The following is a 24,240-nucleotide window of genomic DNA, read 5'->3' as shown; positions in this document are numbered from 1 at the left end:
GATCCCAAGGTGGTGTGGGGGTGCTCAGGCGCCCTGGATGGCCTGTCCGGCGGCCCAGCCCGAGCTCCACGCCCATTGGAAATTGTACCCGCCGAGCCAGCCGGTCACATCCACGGCCTCGCCGACGAAATAAAGCCCCGGCACGGTTTTCGACATCATGGTCCGCGACGACAGCCCATCGGTGTCGATCCCGCCCAGGGTGACCTCGGCCGTGCGGTAACCTTCGGAACCGGTGGGTTTCAGGGTCATCTGCCGCAACGCAGCCTCAAGCTCTTGCAGTCTTTTGTCCGATTGGTCCGCAAGATTGCCCGTCAGCGCCAATTGCGGTGCCAGGTGATCGACGAGGCGCGCGGGCAGGTGCTGCGCGAGTTCCGAGGTCAGGTGCCGGCGCCCGGCGCTTTGCCGCTGCGCGCGCAACTGCTCAAAGAGCGCCACGCCCGGCAGCAGGTCGAGCGTGATCTCCTCGCCCTCGCGCCAGTAGGACGAGATTTGCAGGATCGCGGGGCCGGAAAGGCCGCGATGGGTGAAAAGCACCGCCTCGTCAAAGCCCGCACGGATGTTCGACACATGCGCAGGCGTTGCGACGCCGGAAAGCCCGGCAAAGGGATTGTCGGAAAACATCAGTGGCACAAGGGCAGGGCGGGTGTCTGTGACGCGGTGGCCGAACCGACCTGCAATGTCATAGGCCAGCCCGGTTGCGCCCATCTTGGGAATGGATTTGCCACCGGTCGCCACCACGAGGTTACGGGCGCTGACGGTGGTCTCGTTGCCGCCGCGGTCGAGACGCGCGTTGAACCTGCCGCCGTCATGGGAGAAATCCGACAGGGACGTCTCTAGCCAAAGTTCCGCCCCGGCGCGTGCCATCTCATCGCGCAGAAGAGCGATGATCTGAGGCGATTTTCCATCGCAAAAGAGCTGCCCCAGCGTCTTTTCATGCCAGGTGACGCCATGTTGCGCCAAGAGGTCGATGAAATCCCACTGGGTATAGCGGCTCAGCGCGGATTTGCAGAAATGCGGGTTTTCCGAGATGAAATTCGCCGGTCCGGCGTGAAGATTGGTGAAATTGCAGCGTCCGCCGCCCGAGATGCGGATTTTCTCGCCTGGGGATTTGGCGTGGTCGATGATGAGGACGCCCGGACCGGCATGGGCCGCGCACATCATTCCCGCCGCTCCGGCGCCCAATATCAGCGTTTCCACCTGCATGGCCGCAGCCCTGCCTGAGAGCGTTCGCGCCGTCAAGCACCCCGCAGGCATGCAATGTGTCAAGTGCCGCGCCTAACCCCTTGTTGACCTGACTGAAACCGGCATGAAAACCGCCCTGAAACCCTTCCCAAAAAGACCCCGTCCTGCTATGGTGCCGATAACGACCCCGAAAACGGGGCGCAACCCGAGGCTCTAGGCGGTACAGATGACAGAGATGGTGTATGGGGCGGTCCCGGTGCGGGACGGAGAGCCCATTCTGCCGAAATGGTGGCGGACGATCGATAAATGGTCGGTCTCCTGCGTGTTGATCCTTTTCGGTATCGGTATCCTTCTTGGGTTGGCGGCGTCTCCGCCCCTGGCCGAAAAGAACGGATTTCAACCCTTCCACTACGTCCAGCGACAAGCGTTTTTCGGCTGCCTTGCCCTTCTCGCGATGATGCTGACCTCGATGATGAACCCGCAACTGGTCCGGCGCCTTGCGGTGGTTGGTTTCATTGCGGCGTTTATCTCCCTGCTTTTGCTACCATTTTTCGGAACGGACTTCGGCAAGGGCGCGGTGCGTTGGTATTCACTGGGCTTCGCCAGTATCCAACCATCCGAGTTTCTCAAGCCCGGGTTCGTTGTGATCGCCGCCTGGATGATGGCCGCCAGCCAGGAGATCAACGGCCCGCCCGGCCTTCGAATGTCGTTCCTTCTGGCGATCGTGATCGTGACGCTCCTGGCGCTGCAACCGGATTTCGGGCAGGCCTGCCTGGTGCTTTTCGGCTGGGGTGTGATGTATTTCGTGGCCGGTGCGCCGATCCTTCTGCTGATGATCATGGCGGGGCTTGTGGTGCTGGCCGGCAGCTTTGCCTATTCGAATTCCGAACACTTCGCCCGCCGCATTGACGGCTTCCTGAGTGCCGATGTCGATCCCAACACGCAGCTTGGCTTTGCCACCAACGCCATCCGCGAAGGCGGTTTCTTTGGCGTGGGCGTGGGCGAGGGGCAGGTGAAATGGTCGCTGCCGGACGCGCATACGGATTTCATCATCGCGGTCGCGGCCGAGGAATACGGCCTCATCCTCGTGCTTTGCATCATCGCGCTCTACACGGTGATCGTGCTTCGTTCGCTGACGCGGCTGATGCGGGAACGCGATCCGTTCATTCGCCTTGCCGGGACCGGGTTGGTTGCCACCTTCGGCGTGCAGGCGATGATCAACATGGGCGTTGCCGTGCGCCTCCTGCCCGCCAAGGGCATGACGCTTCCCTTCGTGAGCTACGGCGGCTCATCGCTCATTGCGACGGGCATTGCGGTCGGCATGCTCTTTGCCTTCACCCGGTCGCGGCCACAGGGCGAGATCGGTGATATCCTGCGGGGGCGGGTCAGATGAGCGACAACGCGCCGCTGCTGGTGATCGCAGCGGGGGGGACCGGCGGTCACATGTTTCCCGCGCAGGCCCTGGCCGAAGTGATGCTCAACCGAGGCTGGCGGGTCAAACTGTCAACCGATGCCCGCGGCGCGCGCTATACCGGCGGCTTTCCCCACACGGTCGAGATCGAGCAGATCTCCAGCGCGACATTCGCCCGGGGTGGCATCCTGTCGAAACTGACGGCACCCTTCATGATCGTGGGCGGCATCATCCGCGCCACGATGCAGATGATGTCGCAACGCCCCACCGTGGTGGTAGGTTTTGGCGGCTATCCGACCATTCCCGCACTCGCCGCCGCCCGCATCCTTCGCCGCCCGACCATGATTCACGAACAAAACGGCATCCTCGGCAAGGTGAACACGTTCTTCGCCTCCCGTGTCGATCGCGTTGCCTGCGGGACATGGCCCACGCAATTGCCCGACGGGGTGGAGGGGGTGCATGTCGGCAACCCGGTGCGCTCTGCGGTGCTCGACCGGGCCAATTCCCCTTACATCAGCCCCGGTGATTACCCGATGTCGATCCTGGTCATCGGCGGCAGTCAGGGCGCGCGTATCCTGTCGGACGTGGTGCCGCCTGCGATTGCGGCGCTGCCGATGGACGTGCTGCGCAACATCCGCGTCAGCCATCAGGCCCGCGACGAGGATGGCCACCGCGTGGCGCAATTCTATGCCGATCATGACATCAACGCCGATGTGCAGCCGTTTTTCCGCGATGTGCCTCGACGGATGAGCGAGGCGCAACTGGTCATCAGCCGCTCGGGCGCCTCGTCGGTGGCGGATATCAGCGTGATTGGACGCCCGTCGATCCTGATCCCCCTTGCGGCGGCCACGGGCGATCACCAAACCGCCAATGCGCGCGGGCTTGTCGATGCAGGTGCCGCGATCCTGATCCCCGAAAAGCGGCTTCAGGTCGAGGCGCTGGCCGCGCAGATATCCAACGTGATCGAACATCCCGACGGGTCTTCGCGCATGGCACGGGCGGCGTTTTCCTGCGCCATGACCGATGCGCCGGAGACACTGGCGAACATGGTCGAAGATCTGGCGGGCCAGAGAGCAGAAACGAGGGCAGAGACATGAATGCGGCAACCAAACTTCCCGGCGATGTCGGCCCGATCCATTTTGTCGGCATCGGCGGCATCGGCATGTCGGGCATCGCCGAGGTGCTGCTCAATCACGGCTACACGGTGCAGGGGTCGGACCTGAAACGCTCCAAACTCACCGACCGGCTTGAAAAGGCGGGGGCGACGATTTTTGAAGGGCAGCGCGCCGAGAACCTCGAAAATGCCGAGGTGGTGGTGATTTCCTCTGCGATCAAACCCGGCAATCCAGAGCTGGATGAGGCGCGTGCGCGCGGCCTGCCGGTGGTGCGCCGGGCCGAGATGCTGGCCGAGCTGATGCGATTGAAATCCAACGTCGCGGTGGCCGGCACCCATGGCAAGACGACGACGACCACGATGGTCGCGGCGCTTCTCGACCACGGGCAGTTTGACCCGACGGTGGTCAATGGCGGCATCATCCACGCCTACGATTCTAACGCCCGGGTGGGGGACGGCGAATGGATGGTGGTCGAGGCCGATGAAAGCGACGGCACCTTCAACCGGTTGCCTGCGACGATTGCGATCGTGACCAATATCGACCCCGAGCATATGGAGCACTGGGGTACCGAAGAGGCGCTGCACCAGGGGTTTCTGGATTTTGTCTCCAACATCCCGTTCTACGGCGTTGCGGTCTGCTGCACCGATGACCCGGATGTGCAGACCCTGGTGGGCAAGATCAGTGACCGGCGCATCGTGACCTATGGATTCAACGCGCAGGCCGATGTGCGTGCGGTCAATCTGAGATACGAAAAAGGCATCGCGCATTTCGACATCGTGTTGCAGGCCGAGGGGATGCTGATCGAAGGCTGCACCCTGCCGATGCCCGGCGATCACAACGTTTCCAACGCGCTGTCGGCGGTGGCGGTCGCCCGCCATCTGGGCATGAAGCGCGACGAGATTCGCGAAGGGCTTGCGGCTTTCGGCGGCGTTAACCGGCGGTTTACCCGCGTCGGTGAAGTTGGCGGCGTGACCATTATCGACGATTACGGCCATCACCCGGTGGAAATTGCCGCCGTGCTCAAGGCCGCCCGGCAGGCGACCGAGGGGCGCGTGATTGCCGTGCACCAACCGCACCGCTACACCCGCCTCAGCCATCATTTCGAAGATTTCTGCGCCTGTTTCAACGAGGCGGACGTTGTGGCCATCGCCGAGGTCTTTGCCGCCGGTGAAGACCCGATTGAGGGCGCAAGCCGCGATGATCTGGTGGCGGGGCTCATTCGCCACGGGCATCGCCACGCCCGTGCGATCCAGAACGAAGATGATCTTGAACGGCTGGTGCGCGAGCAGGCCAAATCGGGTGACCTCGTGGTATGCCTTGGCGCCGGGACGATCAGCGCCTGGGCCAACGGTTTGCCGGCCCGTCTGATGAAAGGCGCCGCATGACGCTTTTGCTCGCCTCCTGCGGATGCGTTTTGGCCGCGACCTTCGTGGCATTCCTGCCGATGCGGTACCAATACGCGCCGGGGATCGTCCTGCTTCTGGCCGCGCCGGTCCTGATCTACCTGATCGGGCGCGAAGTGGCGCTCTGGGCGGGGATTGCCGCGGGGTTAGCTTTTCTTTCCATGTTCCGGAAACCATTGCGCTATTTCGCGCGTCGGGCTATGGGCCTGCCGGTGGAGGTGCCGAAATGAGTGTGTCGCTGATTCTTGCCTGTATCTGGGCCCTGATTGCCAATGTCCTGGCCATGATCCCGTCGGGGGACAACCACTGGCGCCGCGCCTATTTCCTGATCGCTGTCGGCGTGCCGATCCTTGGCTATGTGACTTATGAAAACGGCCCGATCATGGGCTTCGCGGTGCTGGTTGCGGGCATGAGCATGTTGCGCTGGCCGGTGATCTATCTGGGCCGCTGGATCAAGGGCCTCTTCACCCGCCGCGGCGCGGGCGCCTGATCGCGGGCGGGGCGGGTCATGGTCTATGTCCTCCCGCTCACCTGTTTCATCCTGTCCCTCATCGCCGCCCGGTTTGCCATCAAGTACCACAAAGACAGAGCTGTCTGGATCGTCGTCCTCTGCCTGTTCGGATTGACCGTATGGGGAATTTTCCAAGGATCTCAGTCGCAGGGATGGGACGCCTTTGGATACATGATCCTGTCCAATCTCATCGGCCTGCCTACATTGCTTGGCTTGATTGTTGGTGCTATTTGGGGCCTGACTCGCGCGCGCGCCTAGGGGGGAGTGAACGGCAGGGCTTTACCTTGGCTGCGTCTGCAGGCAAAAGCCCGGTCATGACCCAGAATATGCCTGACACACGCGGCAAACTCACCGAACACCGCCCCTTGGACGACCTCACCTGGCTGCGCGTGGGCGGGCCTGCGGATTGGTTGTTCCAACCGGCGGATGTTGAGGACCTGGCGAATTTCCTCGCAAAGCTCGACCCGGCGGTTCCCGTTTTCCCGATGGGTGTTGGGTCGAACCTCATTGTGCGCGACGGGGGCTTGCGTGCGGTGGTGATCCGGCTGGGGCGTGGTTTCAACGGGATCGAGTTGGACGGTAACCGTGTGACGGCAGGCGCGGCGGCGCTTGATGCCCATGTGGCCCGCAAGGCCGCCGATGCGGGCATCGACCTGACCTTCCTACGCACGATCCCCGGGGCCATTGGTGGCGCGGTGCGGATGAATGCGGGCTGCTATGGCAGCTATACGGCGGATCATCTGGTCGCGGCCAAGGCGGTCACGCGGGCGGGAGAGATGGTGACGCTCACCCCCGAAGACCTGCGCTTTCAATACCGTCAGACAGAGCTGCCAGAGGGGTGGGTCATCACCGAGGCCACGTTCGAAGGCGCGGCCGCTGATCCCGCGACGCTTCATGCCCGCATGGAGGCGCAGTTGAAAAAGCGCGACGAGACGCAGCCCACCAAGGATCGTACCGCGGGCAGCACCTTCCGCAATCCGGCGGGGTTCAGCTCCACGGGTCGGGACGATGATGTGCATGATCTCAAGGCGTGGAAGGTGATCGACGACGCGGGCATGCGCGGGGCCACGCGGGGCGGCGCGCAGATGAGCCCCAAGCATTCGAACTTCCTCGTCAACACCGGCGACGCCACTGCCGCCGACCTCGAAGGTTTGGGCGAAGAAGTACGAAAAAAGGTTTTCCAAACCAGTGGAATAGAGTTACATTGGGAAATCATGAGGGTCGGCGAAACGGCCCCGTAAAGTCAGTTAGGCAGTTAACAAAAACAAGGGCCGCAAAACAGGCCCGGGAATTTGAGGCACAAGGTGGTTCGTTCGAGCAGAACAAACCCGAAAGTGGCGGTGATAATGGGTGGCCCCTCGGCTGAACGCGAGGTGTCACTGTCGTCAGGGCGCGAATGCGCCGCCGCATTGCGGGAAGCAGGGTATGAGGTGGTTGAGGTCGATGCGGGCCACGACCTTGCCATGCAACTTGCCGATCTTTCTCCGGATGTGGTTTTCAATGCGCTTCACGGCCGCTGGGGCGAGGATGGCTGCGTGCAGGGCGTGCTGGAGTGGCTGCGCATCCCTTATACCCATTCCGGGGTTCTGGCCTCGGCCTTGGCTATGGACAAGGAAAAGACCAAGGCCGCCTATCGCGCCGCGGGATTGCCAGTGGTCGATAGTCTTCTGGCCGACAAGGAGGAGGTCGCCGCGCGTCACGTGATGGCCCCGCCTTATGTCGTGAAGCCTTATAACGAGGGGTCGTCGGTTGGCGTCTACATCGTCAACGAAGCGGCGAATTCACCGCCGCAATTGTCCGAGGAGATGCCGCAAACCGTCATGGTCGAGGCTTTCGTGCCCGGGCGTGAATTGACCGCGACAGTGATGGGCGATAAGGCGCTGACCGTCACCGATATCATCACCGATGGCTGGTACGACTATCACGCCAAATACGCCGAGGGCGGGTCGCGCCATGAGGTGCCGGCGCAGGTCCCGCAAGAGATTTTCGATGCCTGCCTCGATTATGCCCTGCGCGCGCATCAGGTGCTGGGCTGTCGCGGGCTGAGCCGGACGGATTTCCGGTGGGACGAGGCGCGCGGGATTGAGGGCCTCATCCTGCTGGAGACCAATACACAACCCGGCATGACCCCCACATCGCTCAGCCCCGAGCAGGCGGAGCAATTGGGCATGTCTTTTCCCGAGCTGTGCCGCTGGATGATCGAGGATGCCTCATGCGACCGATGACGCCCCGCAATGATCCCGCCCCCTCGCGCTGGTCCTACCGGTATCAGCGGTTGATGCTGACCCCGCTCTTCCGCAAGGTTTTGCGGGTGGGTGTGCCGTTTGGCCTGAGTTTTGGTCTGGCCACGGCCTATCTTTCGGACGAGGCGCGGCGCGAGCAGGTGTTGCTGACCTATGCCGACATCCGCCACCAGATCGAAACGCGCCCGGAATTCATGGTGAACCTGCTGGCGGTCGAGGGGGCCAGTACCGCCGTGGCCGGGGAGATACGCGAAGTGTTTCCGATCGAATTCCCGGTCAGTTCCTTTGATCTCGACCTCAACGACGTGCGCCAGACGATCAAGGCGCTGCCCGCGGTGGCCGATGTCGATGTGCGGATCCGCAATGGCGGCGTGTTGGTGGCCGAAGTGACTGAGCGCCAGCCGGTCGCCCTTTGGCGGACACGTGACGGCCTGTCGGTTGTTGACCTCGAAGGGGTCCGGATCGCCGCAATTGAAAGCCGCACGGCGCGGCCCGACCTGCCGGTGGTGGCGGGCAAGGGTGCGGATCAGGCGATCCCCGAGGCGCTCAATATTCTGGCAGCGGCTGCACCGCTTGAGGGGCGTGTGCGGGGCATCGTCCGCATCGGTGAACGGCGGTGGGACCTGGTCCTTGACCGGGATCAGCGCATCCTGCTGCCCGAGCGCACCCCCGTCCGGGCGATCGAGCGGGTCATCGTCCTGGGCGATGTGCAGGACATGCTGGAGCGTGACCTCGTGGCCGTCGATATGCGGCTCGGGGCGCGGCCAACCATAAGAATGAACGCGCGGGCCGTCGAAGAATGGTGGCGCGTCACGAATTATACGGCAGGGGATGACGGGTAATGATCGAGCTTTATGAAACACAGCGCGCGATGCGCAACATGCGAAAGGCCGCGATGCAGCGTGGCGTCGTAGCGGTTCTCGACGTGGGGACGTCGAAGATCGCCTGCCTGGTGTTGCGGTTTGACGGCACTGACCGCCTGGCCGAGGCCGAGGGGATCGGCGCCATGGCGGGGCAGGCGGGGTTCCGGGTGATCGGCGCCGCAACGACCCGGTCCCGTGGCGTCCGCTTCGGCGAGATCGAAGCGATGCAGGAGACCGAGCGCGCCATTCGCACCGCGCTTCAGGCGGCGCAGAAGATGGCCAACATCCGCGTCGATCATGTGATTGCCTGTTTCTCGGGGGCGCAGCCGCGATCCTACGGGTTGGCCGGGTCAATCGACCTTGAGGGCGAAACCGTCGATGAACAGGACGTGAGCCGTGTGCTCAGCGCCTGCGATGTGCCGGATTATGGCGAGGGGCGCGAGGTACTACATGCGCAGCCGGTGAATTTCGCGCTGGATCACCGCTCTGGCCTGATTGATCCGCGTGGGCAGTTGGGGCAGGTGCTTTCGACCGATATGCACATGCTGACCGTCGATGAGATCGCGGTGCAGAACCTGGCCCATTGCGTCAAACGCTGCGACCTCGAACTCGCAGGGCTGGCCAGTTCCGCCTATGTGGCCGGCATCGCCTCGCTGGTGGAGGACGAGCAGGAGCTCGGTGCCGCCTGCGTTGATCTGGGCGGGGGATCGGCGGGCGTGTCGATCTTCATGAAAAAGCACATGATCTATGCCGACAGTGTCCGCATGGGGGGCGATCACGTCACCGGGGATATTTCGATGGGCCTGCAGGTGCCTACTGCGACCGCCGAGCGGATCAAGACATTCTATGGCGGCGTTGTGGCCACCGGCATGGACGACCGCGAAATGATCGAGATCGGCGGCGATACGGGCGATTATGAACATGACCGCCGCACGGTCAGCCGCGCGGAGTTGATCGGTATCATGCGGCCACGGGTCGAAGAGATATTGGAAGAGGTGCGCGCGCGGCTGGATGCCGCCGGTTTTGAACATCTGCCGAGCCAGCAGATCGTGCTGACCGGGGGCGGCAGTCAGATCCCGGGGCTGGATGGTCTGGCGAGCAAGATATTGGGCCAGCAGGTCCGCCTTGGCCGTCCGCTGCGGGTGCATGGCCTGCCGCAGGCGGCGACCGGACCGGGCTTTGCCAGTGCCGTCGGCATGTGCCTTTTTGCCGCCAACCCGCAGGATGAATGGTGGGATTTCGAAATCCCGGTCGACCGGTACCCGGCACGCTCGCTGCGGCGGGCGGTCAAGTGGTTCAAGGACAACTGGTAGGCCAAATACACGCCTGAATTGCACATTTCCCGGCGCTGATCTGCTCTGGGGCGGGCTGTTGCGCGTCTCTAAACCAGTGTTTCCGATTCGGAAACGCAGTTTTATGCCTGTTTTCCACGAATCGCGTGACCCTAAGCATTTGTTGTGATACAATTTTTGCCAAGGCACGTAGAGGCCGACACGTAGGATGAGCAGACATCCCTACATCCATTGGTTGCGAAGATACGCGCGTCGCGTGTTTTCTGAGATGAGGAGCCGTTGTGTACCCGAAGACCGGAACCGCGAAATCTGGCCGAAATGGCGAAATAACGCGGTAAATCACAAGAAACGACCCATATTTTGTGTCTGAAGGGTGGTTTTTTCGTGACTGAATTGTTAACGACGGGTAATGATACCCCTCATTAAGCGGAACATCGGCCTGCGCGGGCAGGCTTAACAGCAGGCGGAACACAAAATGACATTGAACCTGACAATGCCAGGACATGAAGAGTTAAAACCCAGGATTACCGTATTTGGTGTGGGCGGCGCAGGCGGCAACGCCGTGAACAACATGATCGAGAAACAGCTCGATGGTGTTGATTTCGTCGTGGCCAATACCGACGCGCAGGCACTGAGCCAGAGCGACGCGGATAACCGGGTCCAGCTGGGCGTGAAAGTCACCGAAGGCCTGGGCGCAGGGGCCCGCCCGAGTGTGGGCGCCGCGGCCGCCGAAGAGAGCATTGAACAGATCGTCGATCACCTGGCGGGCGCGCATATGTGCTTCATCACCGCTGGCATGGGCGGCGGCACCGGCACCGGTGCGGCACCGATCATCGCGCAGGCCGCGCGTGAGCTGGGTGTCCTGACCGTCGGCGTGGTGACAAAGCCGTTCCAGTTCGAAGGCGCCAAGCGCATGAGGCAAGCCGAGGAAGGTGTTGAATCCCTTCAGAAAATGGTCGATACGCTGATCATCATTCCGAACCAGAACCTGTTCCGTCTGGCGAACGAGAAAACCACCTTTACCGAAGCGTTTTCGATGGCTGATGACGTCCTTTATCAAGGCGTCAAAGGTGTCACCGACCTGATGGTGCGCCCTGGTCTTATCAACCTCGACTTCGCCGATGTCCGCGCGGTGATGGACGAGATGGGCAAGGCAATGATGGGCACCGGCGAGGATGCGGGCGAAGACCGCGCGATCCAAGCCGCCGAGAAGGCCATCGCGAACCCGCTTCTGGACGAGATCAGCCTGCGCGGTGCGAAAGGTGTCCTCATCAACATCACCGGCGGTCACGATCTCACCCTGTTCGAACTGGACGAGGCGGCCAACCGGATCCGCGAGGAAGTGGACAGCGATGCCAACATCATCGTCGGCTCGACCCTCGACACGGAGATGGAAGGCGCGATGCGCGTGAGCGTTGTTGCCACCGGCATCGACGCAAGCGAAGTTGTCACCGACATCCCGGTGCCGCGCCGCTCGCTCGCGCAACCGCTGCAACCGGCCGCCGAGGTGGAAGAAGTTGAAGACGCCCCCGCAGCCGTTGCCCGGACCGAGGACGAACCCTCGCTCTTCAACGACATGGATGCCGAACGCGCCGCTGCGGAAGAGCAGATGGAAGACATCTTCGAGCCGGTAGCCGAGCGTCGTGCCGAACGGGCCGAAGACGATGTGCCGCCGCCGGCCTATCAGCCGCGCGTTGAGGAGTTTGACCCGACGGCCAGCGACGACGACAGCAACCTTGAAGAGTTCGTCGCGCCGCGCGCAGCAGGCACACCGTCACCGGATGCCATGGCGCGCCTGCAGGCCGCCGTCGCGAAGGTGCCGCAAGGGGGCTACAGCCGCCCGCAGGAGCGCCGCAGCGCCCCGGCCGCAGAGGCGCCCGCAAGTGCCGAGCGTCCACGCTTCGGGATCAACACGCTTATCAACCGCATGACCGGTCAGTCCGGCGATAACGAAGCAGCCCCGGCACCGCGCCCGGTTCGGCAGCAACCCTCGGTCCAGGCGCCGCAAGCGCAGCGTGCGCCGGTGGAATCCTACGAAGAGGAAGAAGAGCAGATCGAAATTCCTGCCTTCCTGCGCCGTCAAGCGAACTGATTAACGGTCAATTAAGAAACCTTTAAGGGGCTGCCGAAGGGCGGCCCTTTTCATTTGCATTCAACAGGTTAGGGGTGAAAAAAACCGTGTCGGCGGATAATCGCCACCGTGCTGATACGGCATGTTTCAGTCCGTTGCAAAGTTTGAGTTGAGCATTTGCAGGTGCAGCATTAAGTCCGGTGACCAAGCGCAAGCCACTCTTTGCGCGGGGATACTTGAGGGCAAACTTGCAGAATACGATCAAATCACCACTCTCCTTCGATGGGGTAGGCCTGCATTCGGGCGCGCCGACCCGTCTGACGGTATTGCCTGCACCGGCATCGCACGGTGTGGTTTTCCGTCGTATTGATGTGGCCGATTCCTGCAGCACCATCCCGGCGCTGTGGCACAATGTACGTCAATCCCCCCTCTGCACCCGCCTGGTGAACGATGATGGCGTCTCCATCTCGACCGTTGAACATATCATGGCGGCGCTTGTCGGTTGCGGCATTCACAATGCGGTGGTTGAGGTGGACGGCCCCGAAGTGCCGATCCTCGATGGTAGCTCGGCTGTTTTCGTGCGCGGTATCCTGGGCATTGGCATCGAACGGCAGGATGTGCCGGTCCGCGCGCTCCGCGTCCTGAAGCCGGTCGAAGTGCGCAAGGGTCAGGCCACAGCGCGCCTGACACCGCATGAGACGCTGCTGATCGAATTTAACATTGAATTCGAAGACGCCGCGATTGGCGAACAGAAAAAGACCCTGAACATGTCCAACGGCAGCTTCGTGCGCGAGTTGTCGAACAGCCGCACCTTCTGCCGCAAGGCGGATGTGGATCAGATGCGCGCCAACGGACTTGCCCTTGGCGGGACGCTGGAGAACGCGGTTGTCGTGGACGGTGCCCATGTCCTGAGCCCTGGCGGGTTGCGCCATCAGGACGAAGCAGTGCGCCACAAGATGCTTGATGCGGTGGGCGATCTGGGGCTGGCTGGCATGCCGATCCTGGGCCACTACCACGGGTTCCGTGCAGGCCACTCGCTGACCAACGACCTTTTGCATGCCCTTTTCGCGGATCAGAGCGCCTATGAGATCGTCGAATGCGATCCGGATATGGCCGCGCGCCTGCCGGGTGCCGGCGTGCATTGGGGCGAAATTCCCGACGTCGCCTGAACTCTCGCGCGCAATTGTGCCAAAGGCGTTTTGCCCCGGAAAATTCTGTGCTAGGACCATGGGCAAGAGTGGGGTAGATACCCGTGAAGGCGCAACAGAAGTGAGTTCATAAATGACAGTCCGCAAGTTCCGGGCACAGTGGGTAGGTGCGTTGGCAATTGCTTTGATCGTCGCGGGATGTGGCGGAATCAGGGGCAAGATCGACCGCGGCGACGTTGACTTTGAGAACTTCACTGCCAAGCAGATTTTCGAGCGTGCCGAGTATGACTTGGCGCGCAACGACGCCGATCTGGCGGCGCAGCATTTCGCTGAGGTCGAGCGGCTTTATCCCTATTCGGAATGGGCCAAGCGCGCGGTCATCATGCAGGCCTTTGCCTATCACCAGGACAAAGATTACGAAAACAGCCGCTCTGCCGCCCAACGGTTCATTGATTTCTATCCCTCGGATGAAGACGCGGCCTATGCGCAATATCTGCTGGCGCTCAGCTATTACGACCAGATTGACGAGGTCGGCCGCGATCAGGGGCTGACCTTCCAGGCGCTGCAATCGCTGCGCGAAGTGATCGAACGCTATCCCGATAGTGAATATGCCAGTTCTGCGGTGCTGAAATTCGACCTTGCCTTCGATCACCTGGCCGCGAAAGAAATGGAAATCGGCCGGTATTACCTGCGCCGCGACCATTTTGGTGCCGCGATCAACCGGTTCCGCGTCGTGGTCGAGGATTTCCAGACCACCACCCATACCGCCGAGGCGCTGCATCGTCTGGTCGAAGCCTATCTTTCCCTTGGGCTGACGAAAGAGGCACAGACCGCGGGGGCGATCCTGGGCCACAATTTCCGGTCCACGGAGTGGTACGAGGACAGTTACAAGCTGCTGACCGGACGCGGGCTGGAACTTGAGGCCGCGGGCGACAGTTGGCTGCGCCAGATCTATCGTCAGATGATCCAGGGGCGCTGGCTCTAGATCCACGCCTAAGGGGGGCAGGGTGCTCAGGGCTCTCGACATTCGCGACATGCTCATCATCGACCGGCTGGAACTGTCGTTTCAGCCGGGATTGAACGTGCTCACTGGCGAGACCGGCGCGGGCAAGTCCATCCTGCTTGATTCCCTGGGCTTCGTGCTGGGTTGGCGCGGGCGGGCCGAACTGGTTCGCAGCGGTGCCGATCAGGGCGAGGTGCAGGCGGTTTTTGATCTGCCGCCCGGCCATCCGGCGCATGAGGTTCTGCAGGACGCCGGGTTGCCGGACGAGGATGAGCTGATCCTGCGCCGCATCAACACGGCCGACGGGCGCAAGACGGCATGGGTCAACGATCGCCGCTGCTCGGGCGAGGTCCTGCGGCGGCTCTCCGAGACGTTGATCGAACTGCACGGGCAACATGATGATCGCGGGCTTCTTGACCCCAAGGGGCATCGCGGGTTGCTCGATGATTTCGGCGGGCTGGAGGACAAGCGCGACAAGGTCCGTGGGCATTGGCGCGCCGTCGCGCAGGCCCGCAAATCGCTAGAGCAGGCAGAGGCGGCGCTGGAGCAGGTGCGGGCCGAAGAAGAGTTTCTGCGCCATGCGGTGGCGGAGCTCGATGCGCTTGACCCGCAGCCGCAGGAGGATGCGGAGCTTGACGGGCGTCGGCGGCTGATGCAGGGGGCGGAGCGGATCCGCGAAGACATCGCCAAGGCGGCGCAGGCGCTTGGCTCGGAAGGGGCCGAGGGCCGCGCGGGGGATGCGCTGCGCTGGCTCGAGGATGCGGCGGGCGATGCGGAGGGGCGATTGGACGAACCGATTGCCGCTCTGGGCCGTGCCTTGGTCGAATTGGACGAGGCGGCGACCGGTGTGACCCGCTGTCTTGAGACGCTGAGCTACAACCCGTTGGAGTTGGAGCAGGTCGAAGAGCGCCTGTTCGCGATCCGGGCGCTCGCGCGCAAACATGACGTGGCCCCTGACGATCTTGGCGCCCTGGCCGACGAATTGCGCGGCAAGCTGGCGGCTTTGGATCAGGGCGATGCCGATCTCCGCGCGCTGCGACAAGAGGTGGCGGATGCCGAGGCGGCGTATGACAAGGCGGCTCAAGCCCTGAGCGATGCGCGGATCAAGGCGGCGAAACGGCTCGACAAGGCCGTGATGGCCGAACTCGCGCCCCTCAAGATGGACCGCGCCGTGTTCGAGACGGCAATCACCCCGGCGGAGCCCGGCCCGACGGGGCGGGACGAGGCGGTGTTTACCGTGGCTACCAATCCCGGCGCGCCATCGGGGCCGCTGGCGCGCATCGCTTCGGGGGGCGAACTCAGCCGGTTCCTACTGGCGCTCAAGGTGTGCCTGACCGGCAGCGAAAGCGGCCTGACCCTGATTTTCGATGAGATCGACCGAGGGGTCGGCGGCGCCACGGCGGATGCCGTTGGGCGTCGGTTGGCGCAATTGGCGGCGGGCGGGCAGGTGTTGGTCGTCACCCATTCACCCCAGGTCGCAGCCCTTGCCGCGCATCACTGGCGGGTGGAAAAGCGGGTCTCGCGCAACCAGACCCTGTCGACGGTCACCGAACTGCAAAGCGATGACCGTGTGGATGAAATCGCGCGGATGCTGTCCGGCGACACAATCACCCCCGAGGCACGCAGCGCGGCAAAGGCACTTCTGACAAGCTAAACCCCGGAAAAACATAACTATTTTCCCGATGACTTGCGCATCATGGGGGTTAACCATTTTGCCACATTTCGCCCCATTTGTGCCGTAATTGGTGTAAATTTGCCTTGAATTAGCCTAAATCTGTGGTAGATGCGGGCTTGTAACGAGTATTTGGGGGTTACCAAAATGACTGCTGTAAGCAGAAAAGCGGCCAATGTGGTGCGCACTTTCCTCTCTCTTATTTTGATCGCGGTGTTCGCGCTTTGGGTCACTGACGCGCAGGCGTTGTCGTCTGGCGGCGGTAACAGTGGCGGCAACTCGGGCGGCAATAGCGGCGGCGGCAATTCCGGCGGTAACGCTGGCGGTGGCGGCAACAACGGTGGTCCCGGTGACCGTGGCGGCCGTGACGATGGCGTCTTCACCGGCAGCAACGACGAACTTGTGACACGTGCGCAGACAAATCAGGCGCCCACGGGCTTCGTGATTTCGGATGATATCTGCACCGGCGGCAAATACGAATCCTGCTGACTGTTGAGGCGTAACAACGGGTTACGCCCCCATCCTCATCTTATCTTGGCTGCGCCGGGCGCTTAGTTTCGGGGCGGCACCAGCTTGCCCGGGTTCATGATGTTATCGGGGTCGAGCGCCTGTTTGATCGCGCCCATCACGGCCCATCCCGGACCGTGTTCGCGATCCATGTAGCGTTTCTTGCCAAGGCCCACGCCATGTTCCCCCGTGGCCGTGCCGCCATTGGCCAGGGCGCGCTCTACCATCCGGTGCGAGGCGGCTTCGATCGTGGCGAGTTGGTCGTCATCGCCTTTCTCCCACATCATGGACGTGTGGAAATTGCCGTCGCCCACATGGCCCACAAGCGGTGCATAGATGCCCGCATTCTCGATATCCGCCAGGGTTTCCTCGATCACATCGGCCAGTTTCGAGATCGGCACGCAGACATCGGTCACCAGCACCTGGGCGCCGGGGCGGGTGGCCTTGATCGCGTGATAAGCGTTGTGACGCATGGCCCAAAGGGCATTCCGGTCCTCGGCCTTCGTGGCCCAATCGAACCCCGCACCGCCATGGCTTTCGGCGATCTCTCCGAAACTCTGCGATTGCTCGGCAACACCGGAGTCCGAGCCGTGAAACTCCAGCAGAAGGTGAGGGGCCTCGGCAAGCTCGCTGCCTGAATAGGCGTTGACGGCCTGCACCGTTGCCACATCGACCAGTTCGATCCGCGCCATCGGGATGCCCATCTGGATCGTGTCGATCACCGCCGCGACGGCGTGTTTGATGCTGGGAAAAGCGCAGACGGCGCTTGCGACCGCCTCGGGCTGTCCCTGCAGGCGCAGGGTCAATTCGGTGATAAGGCCCAACGTCCCCTCCGCGCCGATGAAAAGGCCCGTCAGGTCGTAGCCCGACGAGGTCTTGCGCGCCCGGCTGCCGGTGCGGATGATCTCGCCATCGGCGGTCACGACCTCCAAGGCAAGCACATTCTGCCGCATACCGCCATACCGGACGGTGGTCGTTCCGCTCGCCCGGGTCGAGGCCATCCCGCCAAGCGTCGCGTTGGCACCGGGGTCGACCGGAAAGAAAAGGCCGGTGGCGCGAAGTTCTTCGTTCAGCGCCTCGCGGGTGACGCCGGGTTCGACCGTGACGTCCATATCCGCCTGGCGGATCTTGCGAATGCGATTCATCCGGACGAAATCGACGCAGATGCCACCTGACGGTGCCTGCGCCTGACCCTCAAGCGATGTGCCGACGCCCCAGCCGATCACGGGCACCTGATTGCGGGCGCAAATCCGCACGATTTCGGCCACTTCCTGGGTGTTTTCGGGATAGGCCACGGCATCCGGCGGCATCAGTGGGAAATGGGTTTCACTTTGACCGTGTAATTCCAGATCAGACTTGGACCGGCTCAGCCGTTGTCCTAGAAACGAAGTCAACTCGGTAATGACGGTCTCTATACCCATCGGCGGCCTCTCTGACGATTTCATTGCAGTCTAGGGGAGTTGCGGGCCGGGGGGAAGAAGGACGGTGGGTCAGGAAAGAAACGGCGGATGTCAGAACCAGAAACCTCGATCTGGACGGAAAAACGCCGCGCCGCCATCGCCTCGTTGCAAAAGGCGTGGAACGTCTTGCGCACCCGCGGGCCCAGCCAGTTCCAGTTCTGGATCATCGCGCTGATCATCGGAATCGCGGCGGGGTTCGCTGCCTTGCTTTTCCGCAAGGGGATCAACGCCTTGCAATACCTGGCCTATGGGACAGAAGATATGGCAAGGATCCATAGCCATGCCGCTTCACTGCCCTGGTATTGGGTCCTGATTGTGCCGATCCTGGGCGGGCTGGCCGTGGGTCTCATCCTGCATCATTTCACCCCCGATGCGCGGGCGCGGTCTGTTGCCGATGTGATCGAGGGCGCGGCGCTCAACGAAGGCCGGGTGGAAAAACGCGCTGGCATCGCGTCTGTCTTCGCCTCGCTCATTACGCTCGGCACGGGCGGCTCGACCGGACGCGAAGGGCCGGTCGTGCACATGGCGGGGGTCATCTCGAGCTGGGTCAGCAACCGTATCAACGCAAACGGCATCACCGGGCGTGACCTGCTTGGCTGCGCCGTGGCCGCTGCCGTATCGGCCTCGTTCAACGCGCCGATTGCGGGGGCGCTCTTCGCGCTTGAAGTCGTGTTGCGTCATTTCGCCGTCCACGCCTTTGCACCTATCGTCATCGCCTCCGTCGCCGGCACGGTCATCAGCCGGCTCGAATTCGGGGACATTACCGAATTCAACCTGCTGCAATCCTCGGCGCTGGAATTCTACGTGGAACTGCCCGCCTTCCTGATCCTCGGGCTGATCTGCGGGTTGGTGGCCACGGCGCTGATGCACGCGATCTTTTTCGCCGAGGATCTGGCCACCCATGTGCAGCGGCGAACCCGCATGCCGCGGTGGTTGCGCCCGGCGGTATCGGGCGCGCTTCTGGGCCTCCTGGCGATCTGGTTTCCGCACATCATCGGTGTGGGGTATGAGACCACCACGGCGGCGCTATCGGGCGAGTTGCTTTTCCACGAGGCGGTTGTCTTTGCCGTGCTCAAGGTTGTGGCCGTCGCCATCACCTTTGGGGGGCGCATGGGGGGCGGGGTGTTTTCGCCCTCGCTGATGCTGGGCGCGCTGACCGGCCTGGCCTTTGGCCTGATCGCCACGGCGATCCTGCCGGACGTATCGGGCTCGGTCACGCTCTATGCGCTGGCGGGGATGGGCGCGGTGGCCGCGGCAGTGCTGGGCGCGCCGATTTCGACCACACTGATCGTATTCGAACTCACCGGCGACTGGCAGACCGGGATCGCGGTGATGGTCGCGGTGTCGATCTCCACGGCGCTTGGATCGCGCCTGGTGCGGCGGTCGTTTTTCCTCACGCAGCTTGATCGGCGCAACATCCGCCTCGCCGCGGGACCGCAGGCCTATCTGCTGGCCATGTTCCGGGTCACCAAGCTGATGCGCGCGCCCGATCACGAACGGGCCGCATCCGAAGCCGAATGCTGGGAGCTGATCGAAAACGGCGTCTATATCGACGCGAATGCGACGCTGGAGTTCGCCATGCCGGTCTTTGACCGCGTCGGCACGCGGTTCATCCCGGTGGTCACGCTCGGCGGAGAAGATCAGCCGCCCGAACTCCTCGGGGCGATCTTTCATGTCGACGCGCTCAAGGCCTATAACCGCGCCCTTGCGGCAGTGTCCGAGGAAGAGCACAGCTAGACGAAGCCCCCCCGGATCACCCCCTGGGCCGTGGCCGGTAGGGGGCAGTATCGACCGTTGGGCCGGGGCGCAGAGCGGGCGTGTCCTGGGCAATTGCTGGCAGCAACTCGCGCAACAGCTTTCGGGTGATGGCCTCCTTATACGCCTTGAACCCGGTGATCGTCTGCACGAAAGATGCGGGGCCGACGATGACATTGGCACGGAAATAATCGCTCAGGCTGCCTTCGTAGCTTGCCTCCTGCGGCCGCTGTTCGGGCTCGATGACCAACCCATTCACGATGATGCCCGCGGCGTGCATCTTTGCCCGAAGATCTTCGGGCGCGGTCCCGTTGTTGTTTGGTCCATCGCCAGAGATATCCAGGGTCCAACTGGCGCAATGGGGGCGCTCGCGCAACTTGTTGCGGGCATAGAGCATCGCGGCGCCAATGGCCGTGCGCCCGGACCTGAGGCCCTGCGGCTCTGATCGCAACGTGCGGGCGATCCGGTCAAGCTGTTGCCGTGTCTCGACGATGGTCCAGTCAAGCAGCAGGTTTTGATTATACTGTCCGCTCCATTCGAAAACCGCCAGTTCGATATGGTGACCGGGCGTCCCCAGGATCGCGTCGGTCACCGCGTCATCGGTCAGGGCGCCGGCAAGCCCGCCGCGTTGCAGATCGAAATCGAAGGTGTTGACCGAAAGCGACACATCGAGCCCAAGCACCAAAGCAAGCCGACAGGATTGAGCCGCAGCAATCTGAGGCATGATGCCCAGCCAGAGAGTGACGAGCGCAACCGCCAGCCTTGTCATGATGTGCCAATGCCGTCCGGTACCATCCTGCGGTCTCTCCGGTCCTCGAAATCCACGATCATCGCTTAACCGTAGCTGGATGCCGGGCTTGCGCAAATCACAAAGTGCCGACCCGGGGACTGCCTAGATCTGCTCCACCGCGACGGTGTCGGAGGCATAGAACGCCAGGTGATTCTTGATCCGCGCCACATCGTCCTTGGGATCTTCATAGCTCCAGGCGGCGTTTTCAAGCGTTTGGCTTTTGGTGATAATCGAGAAATAGCTTGCGTCGCCTTTGTGTGGGCAATGGGTGCTATGGTCGGTCTCGTCGAGGAAAGCCATCGCGATATCGTTACGGGGAAAATAGATCACGGCCGGATAATCGCCTTCGCTCAACTCGAGTGCGTTCTTGCTTTCAGCCAGTACGGCTCCGCCTGCGCGCACGGTCCATGTGCCATCGGCCTTGCGTATCCGGATTTCCGTCATTCTCTATCCCTCCCGTTCGGTTTTCTTATCTTCGGCGTGCAGTGTTACACGAATATGTCACAAAGGGGCAGTGGCCCGGGCCAGCCATTTCGCCGCATCCGTCGACAACCGCCCCTCGATCTTGGCGCGGCAGGTGGCGTGATAGTCATCGAGCCATGCGCGTTCCGGCGCGCTGAGCATCGCCACATCAATTAGGCGCCGGTCGATCGGCACCCAGTTCAGCGTCTCGAAACAGAGCTTGCCGGTCTGATCCCCCCCGGCAATCGGTTCCGCTTTGGTCACCACCACGAGGTTTTCGATGCGGATGCCAAAGGCCCCCTCGCGGTAATATCCCGGCTCGTTCGAGACGATCATACCGGGTTTGAATGGCACGTGACTGATCCGCGAAAGGCGCTGTGGCCCCTCATGAACGCAAAGATGCACCCCCACGCCATGGCCGGTGCCGTGGTTGTAATCCTGATCGGCCAGCCAAAGCGGATAACGCGCGATGGCGTCCAGGTCCCGCCCGGCCAGCCCCGCGGGCCAGCGCAGGCGGCTGATCGCGATCATGCCCTGCAGCACCCGGGTGAAGGCCGCACGTTCGTCGTCGCCGACGGTGCCAACGGGCAGGGTGCGGGTGATATCGGTCGTCCCGTCGAGGTATTGACCCCCCCCATCCAGCACCAGCAGATCACCGTCAACCAGCGTCCGGTTGGTCTTGTGCGTGACCCGGTAATGGGCCAATGCGCCATGGGGGCCGCTGCCAGCGATGGTGTCGAAGCTGATATCGAGCAGCTTGCCCGTGGCGGCGCGGCAGGTTTCGAGCTTGGTAACCACGTCGATCTCGGACAATGTGCCGGGGGGCTGCGCGTCGAACCAGGTTAGGAATTCGCAGAGCGCCGCGCCGTCGCGCAAATGCGCCTCGCGTGTTGCTGCGATCTCGGCTGCGTGTTTGCAGGCCTTGGGCAGGATCGGCGGCTCGTCCCCCCATTGATAGCTCACGCCCGCTTCGTCGAGCTGCTGCACAACCCAGACCGGCACCCAGGATTTGTCGAGCCGCACCGGCCCGGTGAGGCCACGCAGCGCCGCGCCAAAGGTGCCGACCGGTTCGCAGGCCACATCCCCACCCAGATGCGCGCGCACTGCGTCATCGAGCTTCGCCGGGTCGATGAAAAGGGTCATCTCGCCGCTGTCATGCAGGATGGCAAACCCGTGGGCGACCGGATTACGCGGGATATCGCGGCCACGGATGTTGAGCGCCCAGGCAATCGAGTCGGGCAGGGTGATGACGGCGGCGCGGTGGCCGGATTGGCGCAGCCCTTCGGCCATCTCATTGAGTTTGTCGCCATGATCGCGGCCCGCAAATTCAAGCGGGTAGGGGGAAACGGGGCCCTGAGGCGCCGCCGGTTGATCGGGCCAGATGCGGTCGATGAGGTTGGCGCAGGGGCGCAGCGTAATCCCGCTCCCCTCAAGTCCCTTTTCCAGGGTCTCGATCTGCTCAGCGGTGTAGAGCCACGGATCAAACCCGACGGTTCCACCGCGCGGCAGGTGCTCTTTCAGCCAATCGGCGGGTTTCGTTTCGGGCCAGTCCACCGGTGTGAAATGTCCGGTATCGACCTGCACCTTGACCTGCACCCGGTAGCGCCCATCGACAAAGACACCCGCGATGTCGGGCAGCGCGATGCAGAACCCCGCGGACCCGGTGAACCCGGTGAGCCAGGCCAGCCGCGCGTCGCGCTCCGCGACATACTCCCCCTGATGCGCATCCGCGCGCGGGACCATGAACCCGGCGAGACCCTCGGCGGTCATCACCTCGCGCAACGCGCTGAGCCGCGCGGGGCCGTCCTCGGGGTTGGCGGTGTCATCGAAGGATTGGAACATGGCGGCATCCCGTGCAGTGGTGTTGGCGCAACTCTCTCTTACCGCGCGGAAAATGACCAGAGGGGATGGCGCCACTGACCTGACTTTCCCCTCAGCGGCTCGGTAGGTGACGGAACCACAAGGCCCGCCATTTGCCATGATCCTTGCATGTCATCGCGCCAACTGCTCAGAATGGCATATATTAATTTTGTTTCGTTGGGGGGCCGGTATGTATATTCACCGATTTCTTGTTCAGACACTTGTGGTGCTTGTTGCGGGCCTGTTCCCGGCGCCGCAGGCCAAGGCGCAGGCCGACCCCGCGCCGGATCTTTTGTCCTTTGCCAATGGTGTTCTGCCGGTGTCGATCACGACAAGCAACGAGGCGATGGCGCCAAAACCGGAAGCGGCGATTTCGGCGATTGACGGCAATCCGGTGGGCTTCATCGTGACCAAGAAACCCGGGGCGGACGGGGATGCGGTCGAGGTCATCTATGCCTTGCCCGCGCCGACGCGGTTCACCCGGTTCGCCGTGCCCGGCATTTTCGAGACGCCCAGCCCGTCGCAGACATTCTTTCGCCGGGTCGAGATTTCGGGCGCCAGCGCCTCGGTCGACGGGCCATATGTGCCGCTGGCCGATGGAGCGTTGGGCGTCCATGCCGAAAAGGGCATGGAAACGGAGGTGCCGCTCGCGTCGGATCAGCCCGAAGTGTCCTGGGTCAAGCTGCGCCTTTCGGGCGGGATCAGCGTGGAGCGGGATCAGACGTTCTTCGAGTTCTCCGAGATCATCGGCAACGGCACGCAGCAGGCCTCGGCGCTTTCCGAGGGATTTAGCGGCAACTGGAAGGGGCGCGGCGTGAAGATCGAGTTGTCGCAGGAGGCCGCCACCGTGACCGGGTGTTACGACACCGATGGCAAACTTGCCGGTACCGTGTCGGGGAATGTCCTGCGCGCGCTTGGTCGGAACGAGGCGGGGATCGCGTCGCAATTCATCCTGATCGCCGGCGAAGATGGGGCGCTGCACGGGCTGAGGTCCACCAATGGCGCACCGTTCAAACCCTATGATGGCGCGGCATCGGACAAGACGGTCTGCGAAGCGCCGGAACCGCCTAGCCTGGGGTGTGGCGCGGTCCTGCACGGGATCGGGTTTGGTTACGATTCCGATGTGATCCGTCCTGAATCGCAGGTGATTATCGCCTCCCTCTTTGACGGGCTTTCCGCAGAAAGCAGCAGCGGGATCGAGATCGTCGGTCATTCTTCCAGTGAGGGCGCCGCGGACTATAACCGCGACCTGTCGCAGCGCCGGGCGCAATCGGTTGTCGATGCGCTGGTGGGCCTCGGGCTTGATGTGGCCCGGATTTCGGCCAGCGGTCGGGGCGAGGAGGAGCCGATTGCCAGCAATGAAGATGAGGCGGGCCGGTCGCTCAACCGGCGGGTCGAAGTGAGATGTGCGGGTTAAATGATGGTCCTTTGATCCGCGCTAAGGGCGTGATCGCATAGGGCAGCGCCCGACCGGGGTGGGGGCAAAGCCCCC

General features: G+C 62.9%; 22 protein-coding genes. 17 read left to right on the top strand and 5 right to left on the bottom strand.

The features are described 5' to 3' along the window. Positions 1-24: 24 nt before the first annotated feature. Complete coding sequence (locus RBB29_RS20090; RefSeq protein ID WP_306116723.1) at positions 25-1,203, bottom strand: NAD(P)/FAD-dependent oxidoreductase; 1,179 nt, start codon at positions 1,201-1,203, stop codon at positions 25-27. A gap of 205 nt (positions 1,204-1,408) precedes the next feature. Between RBB29_RS20090 and ftsW the strand changes: the two genes are divergently transcribed. From ftsW to RBB29_RS20015, 15 genes are all read left to right on the top strand, one after another. Further along, on the top strand, positions 1,409-2,575 hold the full coding sequence (gene ftsW / locus RBB29_RS20085; RefSeq protein WP_306116724.1) for a putative lipid II flippase FtsW: 1,167 nt from the start codon (positions 1,409-1,411) through the stop codon (positions 2,573-2,575). After that, complete coding sequence (locus RBB29_RS20080) at positions 2,572-3,690, top strand: glycosyltransferase (protein ID WP_306116725.1); 1,119 nt, start codon at positions 2,572-2,574, stop codon at positions 3,688-3,690. The genes ftsW and RBB29_RS20080 overlap by 4 nt, the downstream gene beginning before the upstream one ends. After that, positions 3,687-5,093, top strand: coding sequence for a UDP-N-acetylmuramate--L-alanine ligase (gene murC, locus RBB29_RS20075; protein ID WP_306116726.1), 1,407 nt, complete (start codon positions 3,687-3,689; stop codon positions 5,091-5,093). The genes RBB29_RS20080 and murC overlap by 4 nt, the downstream gene beginning before the upstream one ends. Beyond that, entirely contained in the window at positions 5,090-5,341 is a 252-nt protein-coding gene (locus tag RBB29_RS20070) for a DUF2484 family protein (RefSeq protein ID WP_306116727.1), read from the top strand. The genes murC and RBB29_RS20070 overlap by 4 nt, the downstream gene beginning before the upstream one ends. Continuing rightward, positions 5,338-5,601, top strand: a complete 264-nt coding sequence (locus RBB29_RS20065; RefSeq protein WP_306116728.1) for a DUF2484 family protein — start codon at positions 5,338-5,340, stop codon at positions 5,599-5,601. The genes RBB29_RS20070 and RBB29_RS20065 overlap by 4 nt, the downstream gene beginning before the upstream one ends. Positions 5,602-5,619: 18 nt before the next feature. Then, positions 5,620-5,880, top strand: coding sequence for a hypothetical protein (locus RBB29_RS20060; protein ID WP_306116729.1), 261 nt, complete (start codon positions 5,620-5,622; stop codon positions 5,878-5,880). 68 nt (positions 5,881-5,948) lie between these two features. After that, positions 5,949-6,863 carry a UDP-N-acetylmuramate dehydrogenase gene (gene murB, locus RBB29_RS20055; protein ID WP_371931531.1) on the top strand — a complete coding sequence of 305 codons (915 nt, stop codon included), beginning with the start codon at positions 5,949-5,951 and terminating at the stop codon, positions 6,861-6,863. Between the two features lie 105 nt (positions 6,864-6,968). Next, on the top strand, positions 6,969-7,847 hold the full coding sequence (locus RBB29_RS20050; RefSeq protein ID WP_371931530.1) for a D-alanine--D-alanine ligase: 879 nt from the start codon (positions 6,969-6,971) through the stop codon (positions 7,845-7,847). Next, a complete protein-coding gene (locus RBB29_RS20045) occupies positions 7,835-8,707 on the top strand; it encodes a cell division protein FtsQ/DivIB (protein WP_306116732.1) in 873 nt (290 codons plus the stop codon). The genes RBB29_RS20050 and RBB29_RS20045 overlap by 13 nt, the downstream gene beginning before the upstream one ends. Continuing rightward, positions 8,707-10,041 carry a cell division protein FtsA gene (gene ftsA / locus RBB29_RS20040; RefSeq protein ID WP_306116733.1) on the top strand — a complete coding sequence of 445 codons (1,335 nt, stop codon included), beginning with the start codon at positions 8,707-8,709 and terminating at the stop codon, positions 10,039-10,041. Before RBB29_RS20045 ends, ftsA begins: the two co-directional genes overlap by 1 nt. 454 nt (positions 10,042-10,495) lie before the next feature. Further along, positions 10,496-12,112 (top strand): cell division protein FtsZ, encoded by a 1,617-nt coding sequence (gene ftsZ / locus RBB29_RS20035; RefSeq protein WP_306116734.1) that lies wholly within the window; start codon positions 10,496-10,498, stop codon positions 12,110-12,112. 227 nt (positions 12,113-12,339) lie between these two features. Then, the gene (gene lpxC / locus RBB29_RS20030; protein WP_306116735.1) at positions 12,340-13,260 is read left to right on the top strand and encodes a UDP-3-O-acyl-N-acetylglucosamine deacetylase; all 921 of its coding nucleotides are present in this window, start codon (positions 12,340-12,342) and stop codon (positions 13,258-13,260) included. Between the two features lie 112 nt (positions 13,261-13,372). Next, complete coding sequence (locus RBB29_RS20025; RefSeq protein WP_306116736.1) at positions 13,373-14,224, top strand: outer membrane protein assembly factor BamD; 852 nt, start codon at positions 13,373-13,375, stop codon at positions 14,222-14,224. A gap of 22 nt (positions 14,225-14,246) precedes the next feature. Further along, positions 14,247-15,896 carry a DNA repair protein RecN gene (recN, locus tag RBB29_RS20020; RefSeq protein WP_306116737.1) on the top strand — a complete coding sequence of 550 codons (1,650 nt, stop codon included), beginning with the start codon at positions 14,247-14,249 and terminating at the stop codon, positions 15,894-15,896. 165 nt (positions 15,897-16,061) lie between these two features. Beyond that, positions 16,062-16,403: a hypothetical protein gene (locus RBB29_RS20015; protein ID WP_306116738.1), complete on the top strand. Its 342-nt coding sequence runs from the start codon at positions 16,062-16,064 to the stop codon at positions 16,401-16,403. 62 nt (positions 16,404-16,465) lie between these two features. On the opposite strand, the gene RBB29_RS20010 is transcribed toward RBB29_RS20015, so the two are convergent. Then, positions 16,466-17,842 carry an FAD-binding oxidoreductase gene (locus RBB29_RS20010; protein WP_306116739.1) on the bottom strand — a complete coding sequence of 459 codons (1,377 nt, stop codon included), beginning with the start codon at positions 17,840-17,842 and terminating at the stop codon, positions 16,466-16,468. A gap of 87 nt (positions 17,843-17,929) precedes the next feature. On the opposite strand from RBB29_RS20010, the gene RBB29_RS20005 reads away from it, so the two are divergent. Continuing rightward, positions 17,930-19,618, top strand: coding sequence for a chloride channel protein (locus RBB29_RS20005; protein WP_306116740.1), 1,689 nt, complete (start codon positions 17,930-17,932; stop codon positions 19,616-19,618). Between the two features lie 16 nt (positions 19,619-19,634). On the opposite strand, the gene RBB29_RS20000 is transcribed toward RBB29_RS20005, so the two are convergent. From RBB29_RS20000 to RBB29_RS19990, 3 genes are all read right to left on the bottom strand, one after another. Beyond that, positions 19,635-20,405: a DUF1194 domain-containing protein gene (locus tag RBB29_RS20000; protein ID WP_306116741.1), complete on the bottom strand. Its 771-nt coding sequence runs from the start codon at positions 20,403-20,405 to the stop codon at positions 19,635-19,637. Positions 20,406-20,528: 123 nt separating this feature from the next. Next, positions 20,529-20,870 (bottom strand): DUF427 domain-containing protein, encoded by a 342-nt coding sequence (locus RBB29_RS19995; protein ID WP_306116742.1) that lies wholly within the window; start codon positions 20,868-20,870, stop codon positions 20,529-20,531. Between the two features lie 57 nt (positions 20,871-20,927). Beyond that, a complete protein-coding gene (locus RBB29_RS19990; RefSeq protein ID WP_306116743.1) occupies positions 20,928-22,730 on the bottom strand; it encodes an aminopeptidase P family protein in 1,803 nt (600 codons plus the stop codon). Positions 22,731-22,938: 208 nt separating this feature from the next. On the opposite strand from RBB29_RS19990, the gene RBB29_RS19985 reads away from it, so the two are divergent. Further along, positions 22,939-24,165 (top strand): OmpA family protein, encoded by a 1,227-nt coding sequence (locus tag RBB29_RS19985; RefSeq protein ID WP_306116744.1) that lies wholly within the window; start codon positions 22,939-22,941, stop codon positions 24,163-24,165. Positions 24,166-24,240: the final 75 nt, after the last annotated feature.

Source organism: Roseovarius sp. MMSF_3359 (genome assembly GCF_030733385.1).
Taxonomy (GTDB): Bacteria; Pseudomonadota; Alphaproteobacteria; order Rhodobacterales; family Rhodobacteraceae; genus Roseovarius.
The sequence above is the reverse complement of the archived record's forward strand: the minus strand, read 5'-3'. Positions and strand labels throughout refer to the sequence as shown.

Coding starts and splice junctions, on each gene's coding strand:
- RBB29_RS20015 (WP_306116738.1), top strand. CDS start 16,062: ATGACTGCTGTAAGCAGAAAAGCGGCCAATGTGGTGCGCACTTTCCTC.
- RBB29_RS20080 (WP_306116725.1), top strand. CDS start 2,572: ATGAGCGACAACGCGCCGCTGCTGGTGATCGCAGCGGGGGGGACCGGC.
- RBB29_RS19985 (WP_306116744.1), top strand. CDS start 22,939: ATGTATATTCACCGATTTCTTGTTCAGACACTTGTGGTGCTTGTTGCG.
- RBB29_RS20000 (WP_306116741.1), bottom strand. CDS start 20,405: ATGACAAGGCTGGCGGTTGCGCTCGTCACTCTCTGGCTGGGCATCATG.
- RBB29_RS20010 (WP_306116739.1), bottom strand. CDS start 17,842: ATGGGTATAGAGACCGTCATTACCGAGTTGACTTCGTTTCTAGGACAA.
- RBB29_RS20005 (WP_306116740.1), top strand. CDS start 17,930: ATGTCAGAACCAGAAACCTCGATCTGGACGGAAAAACGCCGCGCCGCC.
- murB (WP_371931531.1), top strand. CDS start 5,949: ATGCCTGACACACGCGGCAAACTCACCGAACACCGCCCCTTGGACGAC.
- murC (WP_306116726.1), top strand. CDS start 3,687: ATGAATGCGGCAACCAAACTTCCCGGCGATGTCGGCCCGATCCATTTT.
- RBB29_RS20090 (WP_306116723.1), bottom strand. CDS start 1,203: ATGCAGGTGGAAACGCTGATATTGGGCGCCGGAGCGGCGGGAATGATG.
- RBB29_RS19995 (WP_306116742.1), bottom strand. CDS start 20,870: ATGACGGAAATCCGGATACGCAAGGCCGATGGCACATGGACCGTGCGC.
- RBB29_RS20045 (WP_306116732.1), top strand. CDS start 7,835: ATGCGACCGATGACGCCCCGCAATGATCCCGCCCCCTCGCGCTGGTCC.
- ftsA (WP_306116733.1), top strand. CDS start 8,707: ATGATCGAGCTTTATGAAACACAGCGCGCGATGCGCAACATGCGAAAG.
- RBB29_RS20060 (WP_306116729.1), top strand. CDS start 5,620: ATGGTCTATGTCCTCCCGCTCACCTGTTTCATCCTGTCCCTCATCGCC.
- ftsZ (WP_306116734.1), top strand. CDS start 10,496: ATGACATTGAACCTGACAATGCCAGGACATGAAGAGTTAAAACCCAGG.
- RBB29_RS20050 (WP_371931530.1), top strand. CDS start 6,969: ATGGGTGGCCCCTCGGCTGAACGCGAGGTGTCACTGTCGTCAGGGCGC.
- RBB29_RS20070 (WP_306116727.1), top strand. CDS start 5,090: ATGACGCTTTTGCTCGCCTCCTGCGGATGCGTTTTGGCCGCGACCTTC.
- RBB29_RS20065 (WP_306116728.1), top strand. CDS start 5,338: ATGAGTGTGTCGCTGATTCTTGCCTGTATCTGGGCCCTGATTGCCAAT.
- ftsW (WP_306116724.1), top strand. CDS start 1,409: ATGACAGAGATGGTGTATGGGGCGGTCCCGGTGCGGGACGGAGAGCCC.
- RBB29_RS20025 (WP_306116736.1), top strand. CDS start 13,373: ATGACAGTCCGCAAGTTCCGGGCACAGTGGGTAGGTGCGTTGGCAATT.
- RBB29_RS19990 (WP_306116743.1), bottom strand. CDS start 22,730: ATGTTCCAATCCTTCGATGACACCGCCAACCCCGAGGACGGCCCCGCG.